This is a genomic window from Streptomyces sp. NPDC031554 (genome assembly GCF_055580685.1).
Genome location: NZ_JBVIKX010000003.1, coordinates 358,604 through 373,224, shown reverse-complemented (window position 1 = coordinate 373,224; position 14,621 = coordinate 358,604). Strand labels below are relative to the sequence as shown.

The window sequence follows — 14,621 nt, the reverse complement described above, 5'->3', positions numbered from 1 at the left end:
CGGTCATCGTCCGCACCGCGCCGACCTGTTCACCTGAGAGGCCCTCCGCGGGGCACGTCCGGTGTCGGTGCCGAGGTCGACGACGCCCGGCCTGCTCGCCTCTCCTCGCCGACCGAAAGGGACAACCATGAACTCTCCAGAACCCGCCCGGGCACGCATCAGCGTCATCGGTGCCGGCCCCGGCGGACTGACCTGCGCCCGCATCCTCCAGCAGCACGGCATGGCGGTCACCGTCTACGACCGCGACCGGGGCCCCGACGCCCGCAACCAGGGCGGCACCCTCGACCTGCACGCCGACAACGGCCAGATCGCCCTGCGCGAAGCCGGTCTGCTCGACGAGTTCTTCCAGCTCGCCCGCCCCGAAGGGCAGGAAATGCGCCGGATGGACCCGACCGGCACGATCACGTCCCATGAAGTCCCGGCGCCCGACGAACTCTTCAAGCCGGAAATCGACCGTGGCCAGCTGCGCAACCTGCTACTCGACTCCCTGCGACCGGGAACCGTGCGCTGGGGCCGCGCCGTCGACAGGATCAGTGGACCCGACGACGGTCCGCGGCGATTGCACTTCACCGACGGCACGACCGTCCAGACCGATCTGGTCATCGGCGCCGACGGCGCCTCCTCCCGCGTCCGCCCGGCCGTGTCCCCCGCCGTCCCCGAATACACCGGGGTGAGCTTCCTGGAAGCATGGTTCTCAGACGTCGAGAACCGGCACCCGGACCTGGCCGAGCTGGTCGGCCAGGGCAGCGCCCACGCAGCCGACGGCGAGCGCGGCCTGTTCGCCCAGCGCAACAGTGGAAACCACATCCGCGTCTACATCATCCGACGCGTCCCGGTCGACTGGATCAGCACGAGCGGCCTGACGGTCGAGGACACCGACGGCATCCGCGCCCTGCTCCTGGGCGAGTACGCCCACTGGTCGCCCCGCATGCGCCGGATGATCACCGAGAACGACGGCCCCTACGTCGACCGTCCGATCTTCGCCCTCCCGGTCCCGCACACGTGGGAACACAACCCGACGGTGACCCTGCTCGGAGATGCCGCCCACCTCATGCCCCCGCTCGGCGTCGGCGTCAACCTCGCCATGCTCGACGCCAGCGAGATCGCCCTCGCTCTCGCGAACGCCACCACCGTCGCCGACGCGATCCGCACCTACGAGAAGACCATGCTCCCCCGCTCCACCGAGACGGCCAAGGCCCTCGAAGGCGGCGCCGAACACCTGTTGTCCACCGACGCACCCGACGTCGGCAGCGACAACGACGCCCGGCGCTAGGTGCATTGCCCTGTGAGGTCGGGGACGCGGCCGGCGGGTGGTCGGCCCTTCAGCGCGGTGTGTCCGCGGTGGTGATGGTGGGTGTGGAGCCAGCCGGGGAACGCTTCGCGTCGTCCGGTCCCGTCAGCGGTACTGGCCCACCACGTAGTCCCCGGCGGGCTGCTGGGTGATCACGTTGGCACGGTTGAAGGCGTTGATGAGGGCGATCTGGGCGACCAGGACGGCGAGCTGGTCGTCGTCGTAGTGCTTGGCGGCTTCGGCCCACACCTCGTCGGGGACGCCGCCGGCCGCGTCGGCGATGCGGGTGCCCTCCTCCGCCAGTCGGAGGGCCGCGCGTTCGGCGTCGGTGAAGACCTTCGCCTCGCGCCAGGCCGCGACCAGGTGGAGACGCTGCGCGGTCTCCCCGGCCGCCGCGGCGTCCTTGGTGTGCATGTCGACGCAGCCCGCGCAGCCGTTGATCTGGCTGGCGCGCAGCATGACCAGTTCACGGGTCGAGGCGGGCAGCGTCGACTCCCCGAGGGTCATGGCGGCGGCGACGACGTGCTTCATCGCCTTGGCCGCGACCGGGCTGGCCACGAAGTTCAACCGGGCTTCCATGGTGGGCTCCTGTGTCGTCGTGGGTGGTGCGGCGGGTGTGCCCGCACTCCCTTGACCGGACGGCCTCCGTCGTTCTGACACCAGAGGGAAGTGACCTGCGTCACCCGGACCGCGGTGGCGGTCCCGGCGCCGTGCCCGGTGGTCCCGGTCGACTCCTCGGCCGCGACGTCTCAGTACCGCACCGCCCGCGGCACCTTCGCCTCGACCTCGCCCGAGAGCCGGCGGTTGCTGCGGGCCGTCGCCGTGCCGGGCTTGCCGGCCGGGACGTCGGGGACGGTGACGACGACCGTGTCGAGCCAGGTGCCGTCCTGGTCGGTGAAGTCGACCTGGACGGCGAAGGACCTCGTCGTGTCGTCGGTGTTGGTGGCGGTCACCTCGACCACGGTGCGGTCGCCGTCCGCCTTCGGGGTGCCGGCCTTCACGTCGTCCTTCGCCTCCGCCCCGCCCGTGATCCCGTCCAGCTTGCGGCCCGCCTCCGCGGTCGCCGACGCGAAGCCCTCCGTGGCCCGGGAGGCGAGCGAGGACGCGGCGGCGGTCGCCCGGTCGCGAGCCGACTCCGCCGCGGACGCGGCCCGGCTGGCCACCCCCGAAGGGCTGTCCCCGTCCGAGCAGCCCGTGAGGACGGTGAGGCCGAGCAGCGCGGCGGCGCAGGTCGCGGTGCGGGCGGTCGCCCTGGCCGGGCGGGTGCGGTGGGCGGGCATGGTGCCTCCGGCGTCGTGGGTCGGCGGGGTTCCCGTGATCTCCCCCAGTGAAGGCCGGACCGTCCCGCCGCGCATGCCGGCTCACCCGTGCGGCCCACTCCCCGTGGTGGTGTCCCGCGCCCGGACGGATCGTCGGGGGGACGGAACACCCCACGGACGGACAGAGAGGCGGGTACGGCCATGGCCGAGACGGCGCAGCCCGGAAAACGCGGGGGTTCCCCCGTCTGGGACCCCTCGCACCAGGGCACCGGTCCCGCCGGTGCGGACGGCCGGTCCTCGGGACCGTCCGCCGAGAGCGGCCTGGCCGCCGGCGGAGCCACCTTCGCGGGCGTGCTGATGCTGGTCAACGGATTCCTCGCGGTCTTCCAGGGCATCGCCGCGATCTCCGAGGACGACGTGTACGGCCGGATCGGCGACTACGTCTACGAGATCAGCCTCACCGGCTGGGGCTGGATCCTGCTGATCGTCGGCGTGGTGGCCGCGGTGGCCGGCTGGGGCGTCCTCCAGGGCGCGACCTGGGCCCGAGTCACCGGCATCGTCCTCGCCTCCGTCAGCCTGGTCCTGCAGTTCCTGTTCCTGCCGTACGCCCCCGTCTGGTCGATCGTCCTGATCGCCATCGACGTCTTCGTGATCTGGGCCCTCGCGGTGTACCGGCCGGGGCGGGCGCGCTGAGGGCGCCGGGGCGGCCGGGGCGGGCCCGAAGGCGCCGGGAGGGGCGCACGTCACCCGCCGATGTCGACCGACTTCCTCCGCAGCCACGGCAGCGGTGACACCGCGGACCCCATGTACGGCGTGATCCGCACCTCGAAGTGCAGGTGCGGACCGGTGGTGTTGCCGGTCGCGCCGGCGAGGCCGAGGCGCCGGCCCGCCGCGATCCGTTCGCCCTTGCGGACGTCGATGCGGGACAGGTGGGCGTACTGCGTGAAGTAGCCGTCCGGGTGGCGGACGACGACCTGGTTGCCGAAGCCGTCGCCGCAGGTCGTCGCGCGGACGGTGCCGGGGCCGACGGCGTGCACGGGGGTCCCGGCGGGCACGGCGAAGTCCTGGCCGGTGTGCCGGTGGGCCCAGTGGGAGCCGCGGGCGGCGTAACCGGCGGAGAGGCGGAAGCGGCGGGTCGGAGCCGTCCAGTTCCCGTCGCTCTCAGTCCTGTCGTTCCTGTCGTTCCTGTCGTTCCTGTCGTTCCTGTCGGTCCCGTCGGTCCCGACGGCCCGGCCCCCGGGCGCGCGGCCGCGGCCGTGGGCGGCCGGGCAGTGGCCCGCGCGTCCGGAGGGGTCGACGGCGACGGGGTCGCGCAGGCCGCGGGCCACCGACCACAGCGCGTCCCACAACCCGGCCCGGATCGCCTTGCGGCGCCGCTCGGCGGACCTGACCTTCTCGGGCAGGGCGTCCCGCGCGCGCAGCCGGTCGACGCGGGCGCGGGCCTTCTCGTGCGCGCGCACGGCCCGGGCGGTCCCCCCGCGGAGCACCGCGTTCCCCGTCCCGCCGGGCGGCGCGGCGGCCGGGACCGTGCGGCCCGCCGCCCCGGCGGACGGCGCGGTGAGCGCCACCAGTGCACCCGCGAGCAGCACACCCGCGAGCAGCGCGGCCACCAGGGCGGACGGGAGGGCGGCCAGGGGCTTTCGCGCCGGGGCGAGGCACGTCCGCGGAAGGCGCGCGTGGTGTTCTCGTCGCATCTTGGGATCATCGGACCGCCGGTCGCGACGGGCGGAACGGCACGCCCGGCGTTCAGCCGAACGGATGCGCCGCCGACACGTCGCCGCGACCCGCCGTACGGCCGGCCCGCCGCTCCGCGAGACCCGCACGGTAGGCGGCCGACGCCCGCGGATTGTCCCGGCACCGCCACACCCCGTGCGGGCAGTAGTCGGTGACGGTCTGGTACAGCGGCCGGTGCCGGGCGAACCAGCCGAGCATGCCCCGCACATAGGCGGCGTCGTCCCCGTTGCGGAACAGTCCCCACTCCGGGTACGACACCGGCTTGCCGTGCTCCGCCGCGAACCGCACGTGCGCCGCCAGCCCGTACGGCTCGCTCACCTGCTCCGCGAAGGACATGCCCGCCGGCTGGTCGTAGGCGTCCATGCCGATGACGTCGACGTGGGCGTCGCCGGGGTAACAGTCGGTCCACGGGACGGCGTCCCGCCCCCGGCTCGGCGTGAACTCGAACCGGAACCGCTGCCCCGCCACCGACCGCATCACCGTCACGATCCGCGCCCAGTAGGCCTTCCAGGCGGCGGGGTCCGGCCCGCAGCGGTGGGTGTAGGTGGTCCCGTTCATCTCCCAGCCGACGACGAGCACGCTGTCCGGCACCCCGAGGCCGACCAGCCGCCGGCCGAGCGTCCGGAAGTGGCCGTCGTACGCGCCGCGCGCGCCCGCCCGCAGCTCCGCCCGGACGACGGCGTCGGGCAGCGGCTCCTCGGTGCGTTCCAGCATGGGCACGTTCAGCACGAACATCCGGTCCGCGCGGGCCGTCCGCCACCGCGCCCAGTGCTCCAGGTAGCCGGGCGCCCCCTCGATGTTGCTCCACCGGTCCCCGGGCAGGTACGCCCGCCCGACCCGGGGCGTCGCCGCCCCCACCCACCCGTCCAGCCCCGCGATCCGCCGCACCCCGTCGGCGTCGTACCCGACGTACGCCCCGAACGCCCCCGCGGGCACCGGCGGTCCGCCCCCGGACGGCACGCAGGGGGGCCAGGCGACCAGGGCGACCGCGGCGAGGACCGCCCCGAGGACGACACGCAGGAGCTGAGGCACCGGCTCATGATGACGACCGCACGCACCCCGGAAGGCACGACCGGTCCCGCGGCACCCGGACGGAGACGGACCCAAAGAGCAGTTCGGACCCCGCCCCCGGACCGGACCCCGCCCCCGGACCGGACCCCGCCCCCGGACCGGGAGCACCTCGACGGCGTCCTCCCGCGCCGGTCCGTGACGGACGACGGGCCCGGGCCGCCGCCACGCTTCCCGCGTGCCACCGGCCCTCCCCGGCCTCCTCGCCCGTACGGCGCTCCCGGGCGAGCCCCCGCGAGCTGCTCCGCGGGGGGCGCCTGCCCCGGGCGTACGGCCACGGCGACCTGGAGACGCTCGTCCACCGGCGCGGGCGGGTGCTGCCGGTGACCGTGCGGCCGCGGGCGCAATCGCCGGGACCGCCGGGCGACGGACACGTGTGCCCGTCCTGACGGGAGAGGGCAACCATCCGGCCCGTACCGGAGTCTGGTGAGACGTCAGGGGTATCCGGGACGTATGTCTACCCGCATGTAGGGTTTCGTCGTCCACGAAGATCCAACACCGGACGATCCGAGCACGGTGTACGGGGTGAAGAACGGCCGAGGCGGAGGCGAGCGCCGGTGAGCGGGACGAGAAGGCGTGGACACATCCAGGCGGCGGCGACCGGCCGCGGGAGCGGGGCGCGGCGCGGCGGCGGAGACCGGGGCGGACCCGGCGGGACGCGGCTGACCCGGCGCGGACGGGTCGTGGCCTGGGGCGCCGGGGCGACCGCCGTGGTCGTCCTCGGTGTCGGCGGTGTCGGTGCGTGGGTCTACAACGACCTCAACAACAACATCGACTCCGCCGCCGTGGACGACAAACTGGGCGGCGACCGGCCCGAGAACCTCAGCCCGGGCTCGAAGAACATCATGATCGTGGGCTCCGACAGCCGGGACGGCGCGAACGCCGAGTACGGCAAGGACCTGACCACCATGCAGTCGGACACGCTCATGGTGCTGCACATACCGGCGAACCGGGAATGGGCCGCGGTGGTGTCCTTCCCGCGCGACTCCTGGGTGGACATACCCTCCTGCGAGATGGGCGGGGGCAAGACCTCCACCCCGCACAAGGCCAAGATCAACGAGGCGTTCGCGATAGGCGGCACCAGCGGCGAGGTCGCCGAGGCCGCCGCGTGCAGCATCAAGACCGTCGAGGCCCACACCGGCCTGCGCATCGACCACTTCATGTCGGTCGACTTCTCCGGCTTCAAGGGCATGGTCGACGCGCTCGACGGCATCGAGGTCTGCCCGAAGGAGCCCATCAAGTCCGACAAGGCCAAGCTGGAGATGGACGCCGGCTGCCAGACGGTCGACGGCGAGAAGGCCCTCGGCTACGTCCGGGTCCGCTACGGCGTCGGCGACGGCTCCGACATCGGCCGCATCGGCCGCCAGCAGGAGTTCATGGACGCCCTCGCGGAGAAGGCCCAGTCGAAACTGACCAGCCCCAACGCCCTCTACGGCTTCCTGCAGTCCGCGACCAAGTCGCTGACCACGGACCCGGACCTGGCCGGCATCAAGCAGATCTACGGGCTGGCCGACGAACTCAAGGGCATACCCAGCGACCGGCTGGCCTTCCTCACCGTGCCCAACTACCCGCGTGAGGCCGACGTCCCGACGGACAAGGCCAACGTGGTCTGGCAGTACCCGCAGGCGGCCGACCTGTTCACCTCCCTGGCCAAGGACAAGGAGACGACCAAGGCCCGGCTGCAGGCCGCGGCGAAGGACCTCGTGTACGCCTCCCAGGTCAGCGTCCGGGTCCTCAACGGCACCGGGCGGTCCGGACGGGCCGCTGCCGTCGCCGAGAAGCTCCGCACGATGGGCTTCACCGTGAGCGGCACGGGCAACGCCCCCGAGACGGTGACCCGTACGTCCGTCGGTTTCCCGGCCGGGCTGGAGAAGCAGGCCGCGGTGCTGTCCTCGCGGCTGCCGAAGGCGCGGTCGGCCGCGGCGGCGGACGCGCAGGCGGGGGTCGTCACGCTGGTCGTCGGGCCGGACCTGGACGTCGACGAGATGGGCTGACGGGGTCCTCCGCGGCCCGGGTTGGCGGGGCGCGGACAACCGTGTAACATTGATCTTGAGCTGGTCGCCACAACAGCGGCGAATCGGTTCTGCGTTGGTGGTCCAAGGAAAGACGCCCCACTTCCTGTGGGGAAATGCAGGTGCAAGGCCTGCCCGGCGCTCCGCTGAACGAGTCCCATCCCGTGCCGAACGGGGTGGGACTCGTCGTTTTCCGCCTCCGCCCCGTCCCGCCCTCGCCTCCCGCGCGTCCGGGGCGGCCGCCCGTGCGGCGGCCGCCCCCGTCGCCGTCAGGACGTGTTCGCGCTGGACCGGCCGAAGAACTCGATCTCCGCGATGGCGACCTGCTTGGCCGCCGAGGCGCCGTACGCCGACTCCAGGGTGAAGCGGACCTTCGTCACCTCGCCGACGCGGAACGACCGCCGCTGGCCGCCCGCGCTCTGGTCGAGGACGATGTCCCGGGTCGTCGTCCCGCCGTCCTTCGTCGTGATCGTCGCCTTGATGCGATGCGGCAGGGCCGACTGGGACAGCTGGTCGGCGCGGGTGGAGGTGCCCGGCGTGATGATCAGGTCCAGCAGCCGGGTCGGCTCGGCGAACCGGGCCTCGACCCACTCGCCCTCGCCCGACTGCGAGACGCCCGGCCCCCACCAGGTGTTGTTCACCTTGTCGAGGAGCAGGTCGGGCTTGTGTCCCGGGTAGGAGCGGGACGCCAGGATCTGGTCGGGGACGACCTGGGCACGCTTGGCGAAGTGGTCGCGGGTGGCCTGGATCCAGCCCGGCAGGCTCACCCCGACCCAGATCAGCAGGCTGAGGACGGCGGCGGCCACCACCCAGGTCACGACGCGGTCGAAGGTGCGCCGCAGCCGGGGCCGGTCGCCCGCCCACGGGGTCTCGCGGTTGCGGAAGTCCAGCACCCGGCGCCACCACGGGCGGTGCTGGACCGCGTGGTCCTCCCTGGTCATCGGCATCGCGCAGCGCGTGCAGTAGTGCCGGTCGGGGCGGTTCGGGGTCGAGCACCAGGGACACGGGAGCCCGTTCTCGTCGCCCTGCTGCGGACCGGGCGCCCGCACCTGGGGCCGGTCCGCCACCGGCCGCCCCGGCAGCACCGGCACGACCGACGGGGGCGGCGTGGGACGGGCCTCGGGGTCGGCGACGGGGACCAGGAGGGAACGGGCCCGGGCGTTCAGGGCCTCGGCCTCGGCGTCGGCGTCGGAACGGGTGGCGTCGCCGGCCGTGGGCGTCGGCACCGTGGGGGCGGCGGCCGGCACGGGCTCGGTGGCCGCCGTGTCGTCGGACGGGGGCACGGGCGGGAGCACGTTCTCCGCCGTGTCCTCGCTGTCGGAACCGGTCGTCCGGGAGGAGGCCGCCGGGGAGGAGGACGGGGCCGCGGCGCCGGGACCCGGAGCGCCAGCGGCCGTGCCGGCGGGTGCCGCCGCGCGGGCGGGGGCGCGGTCCGTCCAGCTCAGGACGGCACCGCAGGCGTCGCAGAAGGACTGACCCGGCTCCGCCCGGGTGCCGCATTCGGCGCAGTTCAGGGTGGTCATCTCTCCGGGGTCCTTTCGGCGACGGTCACCTTGACCGTGTACGGCATGTGGGCGGGGCGGGCGGCCGCCACGAGGGCGTCGAGGCGGTGTTCGTCCGCCGGACCCGGGTCGGGCAGGCGGAGCGTGACGTGCAGGTGGGGGCGGGGTGCGCCGGGGACCGGGCCGAGCGGGCGGGCGCTCCAGGCGGCGGCGCCGCTCTCGGAGATCTCCGGCTCCGCCCCGAAGGCCAGCCGGACCGCCTCCGCGAGGCCGCGCCGGGTGCCGCGCACCCGGTGCAGGTAGGCGGCCGCCGCGACCGCCGCGCGCAGCCGTTCCTCCGGTTCCGTCCCGTCGGTCTCGGCGCCGACCCAGCCGGTCAGCCACCGGGTGAAGTCGACGGGGGCGAGGGCCGGGTCGAAGTAGGCGGGCAGACAGTCGAGGACGTTGAAGATCGGGGCGATCACCTCGTCGAGTCCGGCGACGAACCGCTGGGCGAGGTCGTCGTCGGCGAACACGGCGGGCAGCATGACGCCGATCGGCGCGGACGAGGCGAGCCCGTCGATCGAGCCCCTCATCCCGACACCCCTTCCGCACGCGCGGAGGCCGGGCGTGCGGCGGCCGGGTGGACGGAGACCGGGTTCACGAGCCGTCCCCGATCACCCGGACGCGGTGGTCGTAGGAGAAGACCAGGGCGGGCGCGGACAGGTCGATGCGGTCGGTGGCCTCGCCGCGTTTGCCGGTGAGCGGGTCGGCGGGGTGCAGGATGACCTGGTCGACGAGTTCGACGCCGGGGACGCGCTGCAGGACGGCGAAGACCTCGCCCGACTGGACGGGCCGCCCGAAGGGCCAGCCGCGGCCGTCGGCGCCGCCGGTCAGCGGGTCGAGGTGCCGGTAGAGGGCGTCGTGGGCCCGGCGGCGCACCCGGTCGGTGTCGACGCCGCGGAAGGCGTGCACCGTGGCGACGACGGTGACGCCCTGGTAGTACGGCGGTCCGACGGCCAGTCGGGTGCCGATCAGGCGCCGTTCGTCGAGGTGCCGGGTGATCCGGTCCAGCAGGGCGTCCCCGGGGACGAGCTGCTCGAAGCGGAGCCGCCCGCCCGGGTCGGGGACGGCCTGCGGGACCACCAGCACCCGCACGGCGTAGGCCCCGTGCTCGTCGGGTTCGCCCTCCAGGCAGGTGATGCGGGCGGTCTCGGGGGCGGCGCGGCGGGCGAGTTCCTCGTAGTCGCGCAGCGTCACGGCACGCTCCTGGGCGCGCAGGGTGATGGGGGCGCGCACCTTCGCCTCGTCGACCGTCTCGCCGTCGACACCGCCGCGCGCGGCCTCCCGGTTGACGACCTCGGAGACGTACGGCACGGAGGTGCGCAGCACCTGTACGGCGCCGCGGGCCACGTTGCCCGCCCGGCCGCCGCCGGTGCGGTAGCGGCGGGCGCGGACGACGGAGCCCTTGGGGGCGACGGCCCCGTACTGGCGGAGGGTGCCGTCGGGTTCGCGCACGGCCGGGCCGAAGGCGATCTCGCCGGTCGCCGCGTCGAGGGTGACGTGGCGGTCGGCGGGACCGGACGCGGCGAAGTGCGGGACGACCCGCCAGTCGGTCCAGCCCTCGTGTTCGGCGGTCTGCAGCAGCAGCGGCGGGTCGTCGCCGACGACCGGGGCGTGGGCCAGGCGCAGCCGCTGGCCGGGCAGGCCGGTCGACTCGCCGAGCGCCTCGTCGTACACCGTCTCGGCGTGGACCGTGGGGGCGGTGCCGCCGACCGTGAAGGCCTCGGCGGAGCGCACGGTGGGCGAGGTGGTGTAGAAGGGCTGGCCGGGCAGCGGTTCGGTGACGCGGCAGCGCAGCCAGCCGGCCTCCTGGCCGCCCGAGCGGGACAGCACGTGGCCGGCGGGGACGTGCAGGACGACCTCGCCGGGCCGGTTGAGGCCGCCGGTGCCGTCGCGGTCGACCTCGCAGGCCTGCCAGCCGTCCTCCGTCCACGCCTCCCACACCAGCGGGGGCTGGCGCGGGTCGACGCCGACGCCGTCCACCCGGCTGTCGAGTTCGAGGGCGACCGCGCAGTGCGGGACGGCCGCGCTGAGACCGAGCAGCATGCAGTCGCCGGGCTGCGGGGCCTCCGAGAAGCACAGCAGGTCCTTGCCCTCGACGAGGTCGGTGGTCCGGTCGGTGACCGGCTCGCCCTGGTGCTGGACCACGAGGTGGCGCAACTCGCACGGGATGACGGACAGTTCGCGTTCCGTCGCGAAGACCACCGCCTCCTCGCTCTCCGTGCGCACGGTCGCCACCTCGGTGCCCACCGGCAGCAGCACGGTCTCCTCCTGCGGCGCCGACAGCCAGAAGGTGACGTCGGTGCGGGCCGCGGACGGCGGGAACAGGTGGATGCCGACCAGGTCGAGGAAGGCGAGGTGGTTCTTCTCCGGCACCCGGTTGAGGCGGTAGACGATCTGGTCGGCCATGTGGGCGACCGTCTCGACGAGGGTGACGCCGGGGTCGGAGACGTTGTGGTCGGTCCACTCCGGGGCGCGCTGCTGGATGTAGCGCTTGGCGTCGTCGACGAACTGCTGGAAGCGGCGGTCGTCCAGATTGGGGGAGGGCAGGGCCATCAGCGGTCGCTTTCGGGAGCCGTACCCGAGGAGGCCGGGGCGTCCGGCTCGTCGTGGGACGGAATGACGTAGAAGGGGAAGACGAGGCTGCGCGGGTTGTTGGTGCCGCGGATCGCGTAGCGGACGTCGATGAACAGCACGCCCTGCTCGGCGCCCGCGGTGACCTCGACGTCGGTGACCTCGATGCGCGGCTCCCAGCGGTCGAGGCTGGTGTACACCTCGTGCTGGATGCGGCCCGCGGTGGCCTCGTTGACCGGGGCGAACACGAGGTCGTGGATGGCGCAGCCGAACTCCGGCCGCATCGGGCGCTCGCCCGGCGCGGTCGCCAGGACCAGCCGGATCGCCTCCTCGATCTCGCGCTCGCCGCTCACCAGGGCGATGCCCCCGGTGGGGCCGATGCGGAGCGGGAACGCCCAGCCCGATCCGACGAATTGCTCGGCCATCAGAGGGCCACCTGCCTTTTCCTGGTTCTCACGGCGTACGGTCCGCGCGTCACGGCAGCGGGTACGGCTTGGCGTTGACCATGACCATGCCCTGGAGCATGAGGGTCGCGGCCCGGATGCCCACGTTGGCGGTGGAGTTGATCTGGACGGCGGCTCCCGCGCTCAGGGTGGCGGCGGCGCCCGCCTTGAGGTTCAGCAGGCCCGCCGCGTCCATCGACACCATGCCCGTCATGGACCTGATGTTGACCAGGCTGCCCCGGAGGGTGAGGGAGCCGCCGCTGCGGATGGCGATGTTGCGGCCCGCGCTGAGGGTGAGGTCGGTGCCCGCCTTGACGGACACCGAGCGGCTGCCCGTGATGCTGACGGTGCCCTTGCTGTCCACGGTGATCTCGGTCTGCGCCCGGTCGAGGTTGATGACGAGCTTGTCGTCGCCGCTGGCCACCCGCACGCCCTGCTTGCCGCCGACCCGCTGGCTGAGCAGGTCCACGCGGTTGCCCTCGCGGTCGGACAGGGTGTGCCGGGAGGCGCGCTGGCGGGCACCGTCGTGCAGGGGGACGTCCTTGACGGGGGTCGGCTTGTCCTTGCCGTTGTAGAGGCCGCCGATGACGTACGGGTGGTCGAGGGCACCCCGGTCGAAGGCGACCAGCACCTCGTCGCCCACGTCGAGGGGGAAGATCGAACCGCCGCGCTTGCCGCCCCACTGCACCACGCGCGTCCAGTCGCTGACGTAGGCGTCGTCGAGCCAGGGGAACTGGAGCTTGACGCGGCCCTGGAGGAGGGGGTCCCGGACGTCGGTGACCAGCGCGTTGACGGTACCGGGCAGGTGGAGGCCGTTGACGGTGCCGCCGCCGCCGGAGGCGAGCCCGTACAGGGACCGCCACTGCCGCCCGCTGACCGTGACCCACGCCTCGTAGTGCTTGCCGTCGCCGAAGACGTGCCGTACGGAGGTGGCGGTGTACTTGCCCTCGAAGGGGGCGCCGACGTCGGCGAGGGTGACGGGCAGGCCGGGACGCAGTCGGGGGGTGCCGCGCGCGGCGACCTCCAGCTCGGCGAACGAGCCGGTCACGTCGTCGGCGAGGGCCTCGGCGGCGAACTTCACCTCGGACTGCCGGTCGTACGGCGTCTGCGCGTCCACCAGCTTGGCCGGCTTGAACTTGGCGGCGGCCTCGCCGGGGGTGGTGCCGATGCTGATGCCGGGGTTGCCGGTGGCGGGGGTGGTCGCGGTGAGCTTCTTCTTCGTCGTCACGTCCCAGCCGCGTGCCTCGACGGTCGCGACCTGCTCGGCGGAGGTGACGGCGGCGCGCAGCCGGAGGATGTCGGTGCCGGCCTCGAGGACGAAGGGGCTCTTGTCGCCGGGGGTCGAGGTGGGCGGCGCGCCGGACGCCGGGTCGGGCTTGACGAACTGGAACCTGCCCTTGGCGTCCACCGACATGACCATCTCGTTCTCGTCGGCCAGCCGGGCGAGGAAGTCCCAGTCGGTGACGTTGGCCTGGCTGATGAACTCGTAGACGGTCTTGGTGGACTCGATCCTCCCGACCGGGACGCCGTCCTGCGCGGCCAGCTTGCGGGCGATGTCCGAGGCGCTCTGGTTGCGGTAGGCGGCGACCCGGCGCTGGCGCATCAGGCGGTGGCCGAAGTCGTAGCCGCGGATGACGGTGAAGGTGCCGGTGCCGTCGTAGTCGGCCTCCAGACCGCAGACCTCACCGGTGAGGAGGGGGTCCGAGGCGCCCTTGCCGTCGGCGACCGGGGCGAGGACGACGGGGGTGCCGAACGTGACGCCCAGCTTGCCGAGGACCTGGCGGTAGGGGTCGCGGAAGGTGAGCCGGAACGCCGCCGGCACGCCCAGACCCTGGTCCACCCAGCCCTCCACGAGGAGCGGCGCGAAGTCGGGGGGCAGCGGGCTGCCGCCGAGGGTGACCTGGATGACGCTCGAGTACGCCGACTGCACCATCAGAAACGCACCTCCTCGACGGCGGGCAGCACCAGTTCGGTGCCGGTGGCCAGCCGGTTCGGGTCGTCGATGCCGTTCGCCTCGGCGATGGTCCGCCAGGCCGCCGTGTCGCCGTACTCCCGCCAGGCCAGCGACTGCAGGGAGTCGCCCGCGACGACCCGGTGCACGCGCTGCGCGGTCAGCGCGCCCGAGGTCGGGTTCTGGCCCTTGGTCTTGCTGGGGATCTCGTGCAGCCGCACCTGGCAGGTGGCCCGGATGGGCACGCCCGTCGTCCCGAACAGCGAGTAGTTCACCTCGACGCTGCTGACGTACGCCGTGAAGCGGGCCGTCGAGAACGAGCCCCACTGGAACACCACCCACGGCGGCGACGGCTGCTTGGCGCCGATGCTCTTGGTGGTCACCTCGCAGCACTCCAGGAGCGATTCCACCTTCTTCAGGACCGTGTTGCTGCCCGGCCGCTCGGACGAGTCCAGGAAGATCTCGACCGTCATCTCGCGCGGCTCCGGACCCATGAACTCCGGTACGGAGCCGTCGCGGACGGCGGCCGTCGGCGTCACCTTCCACTGGGCGCGGCGGCCCAGCTGGAGCCGCGACGGGTTGAAGTCGAACCCGAACGACCTGATGAGCCCGCCCGGCGTGGTGCTGGAGCCGACGGGCGGCTCGTGGATGGCGAGCGTGGCCCGCACCAGGCTCTTGCCCGCGCCGCCTTTGCTTCCCTTGGCCATGAGTTGCTTCCCTCTGTCCCTCTGCCTGTGCCTCTGCC

The 14,621-nt window shown here is 73.6% G+C and carries 13 protein-coding genes and 1 pseudogene; 3 read left to right on the top strand and 11 right to left on the bottom strand.

The features are described 5' to 3' along the window. Positions 1-127: 127 nt before the first annotated feature. Positions 128-1,273: an FAD-dependent oxidoreductase gene (locus ACZ5FU_RS10320; protein ID WP_451527853.1), complete on the top strand. Its 1,146-nt coding sequence runs from the start codon at positions 128-130 to the stop codon at positions 1,271-1,273. Here ACZ5FU_RS10320 and ACZ5FU_RS10315 read toward each other — a convergent pair. The 3 genes and pseudogenes from ACZ5FU_RS10315 to ACZ5FU_RS10305 form a co-directional block, all read right to left on the bottom strand. Continuing rightward, positions 1,270-1,386: pseudogene (locus tag ACZ5FU_RS10315) on the bottom strand (IS481 family transposase); the annotation flags it as partial. The gene ACZ5FU_RS10320 and the pseudogene ACZ5FU_RS10315 overlap by 4 nt on opposite strands. Before the next feature lie 10 nt (positions 1,387-1,396). Beyond that, positions 1,397-1,870, bottom strand: a complete 474-nt coding sequence (locus ACZ5FU_RS10310; RefSeq protein WP_468834142.1) for a carboxymuconolactone decarboxylase family protein — start codon at positions 1,868-1,870, stop codon at positions 1,397-1,399. A 170-nt stretch (positions 1,871-2,040) separates the two neighbouring features. Further along, complete coding sequence (locus ACZ5FU_RS10305; RefSeq protein WP_451527851.1) at positions 2,041-2,571, bottom strand: hypothetical protein; 531 nt, start codon at positions 2,569-2,571, stop codon at positions 2,041-2,043. 180 nt (positions 2,572-2,751) lie between these two features. Between ACZ5FU_RS10305 and ACZ5FU_RS10300 the strand changes: the two genes are divergently transcribed. After that, positions 2,752-3,243, top strand: coding sequence for a DUF7144 family membrane protein (locus ACZ5FU_RS10300; RefSeq protein ID WP_468834144.1), 492 nt, complete (start codon positions 2,752-2,754; stop codon positions 3,241-3,243). Between the two features lie 50 nt (positions 3,244-3,293). Here the strand turns inward: ACZ5FU_RS10300 and ACZ5FU_RS10295 are convergent, their stop codons facing one another. Next, positions 3,294-4,244, bottom strand: a complete 951-nt coding sequence (locus ACZ5FU_RS10295; RefSeq protein WP_468834147.1) for a peptidoglycan DD-metalloendopeptidase family protein — start codon at positions 4,242-4,244, stop codon at positions 3,294-3,296. A 52-nt stretch (positions 4,245-4,296) separates the two neighbouring features. Further along, positions 4,297-5,316: a glycoside hydrolase family 26 protein gene (locus ACZ5FU_RS10290; protein ID WP_468834150.1), complete on the bottom strand. Its 1,020-nt coding sequence runs from the start codon at positions 5,314-5,316 to the stop codon at positions 4,297-4,299. Between the two features lie 719 nt (positions 5,317-6,035). Here ACZ5FU_RS10290 and ACZ5FU_RS10285 point away from each other — a divergent pair. Beyond that, positions 6,036-7,346, top strand: a complete 1,311-nt coding sequence (locus tag ACZ5FU_RS10285; RefSeq protein ID WP_451527847.1) for an LCP family protein — start codon at positions 6,036-6,038, stop codon at positions 7,344-7,346. Between the two features lie 287 nt (positions 7,347-7,633). On the opposite strand, the gene ACZ5FU_RS10280 is transcribed toward ACZ5FU_RS10285, so the two are convergent. The 6 genes from ACZ5FU_RS10280 to ACZ5FU_RS10255 form a co-directional block, all read right to left on the bottom strand. Continuing rightward, positions 7,634-8,887, bottom strand: coding sequence for a zinc ribbon domain-containing protein (locus ACZ5FU_RS10280; protein ID WP_468646040.1), 1,254 nt, complete (start codon positions 8,885-8,887; stop codon positions 7,634-7,636). Next, the gene (locus ACZ5FU_RS10275; RefSeq protein ID WP_469045201.1) at positions 8,884-9,441 is read right to left on the bottom strand and encodes a phage tail protein; all 558 of its coding nucleotides are present in this window, start codon (positions 9,439-9,441) and stop codon (positions 8,884-8,886) included. Before ACZ5FU_RS10275 ends, ACZ5FU_RS10280 begins: the two co-directional genes overlap by 4 nt. A gap of 64 nt (positions 9,442-9,505) precedes the next feature. Further along, positions 9,506-11,464: a putative baseplate assembly protein gene (locus tag ACZ5FU_RS10270; protein ID WP_451778355.1), complete on the bottom strand. Its 1,959-nt coding sequence runs from the start codon at positions 11,462-11,464 to the stop codon at positions 9,506-9,508. After that, positions 11,464-11,907 (bottom strand): GPW/gp25 family protein, encoded by a 444-nt coding sequence (locus ACZ5FU_RS10265; RefSeq protein ID WP_451527843.1) that lies wholly within the window; start codon positions 11,905-11,907, stop codon positions 11,464-11,466. Before ACZ5FU_RS10265 ends, ACZ5FU_RS10270 begins: the two co-directional genes overlap by 1 nt. Before the next feature lie 49 nt (positions 11,908-11,956). Further along, positions 11,957-13,858: a VgrG-related protein gene (locus tag ACZ5FU_RS10260; RefSeq protein ID WP_469045200.1), complete on the bottom strand. Its 1,902-nt coding sequence runs from the start codon at positions 13,856-13,858 to the stop codon at positions 11,957-11,959. Continuing rightward, on the bottom strand, positions 13,858-14,583 hold the full coding sequence (locus ACZ5FU_RS10255) for a CIS tube protein (protein WP_468834154.1): 726 nt from the start codon (positions 14,581-14,583) through the stop codon (positions 13,858-13,860). Before ACZ5FU_RS10255 ends, ACZ5FU_RS10260 begins: the two co-directional genes overlap by 1 nt. Positions 14,584-14,621 lie beyond the last annotated feature (38 nt).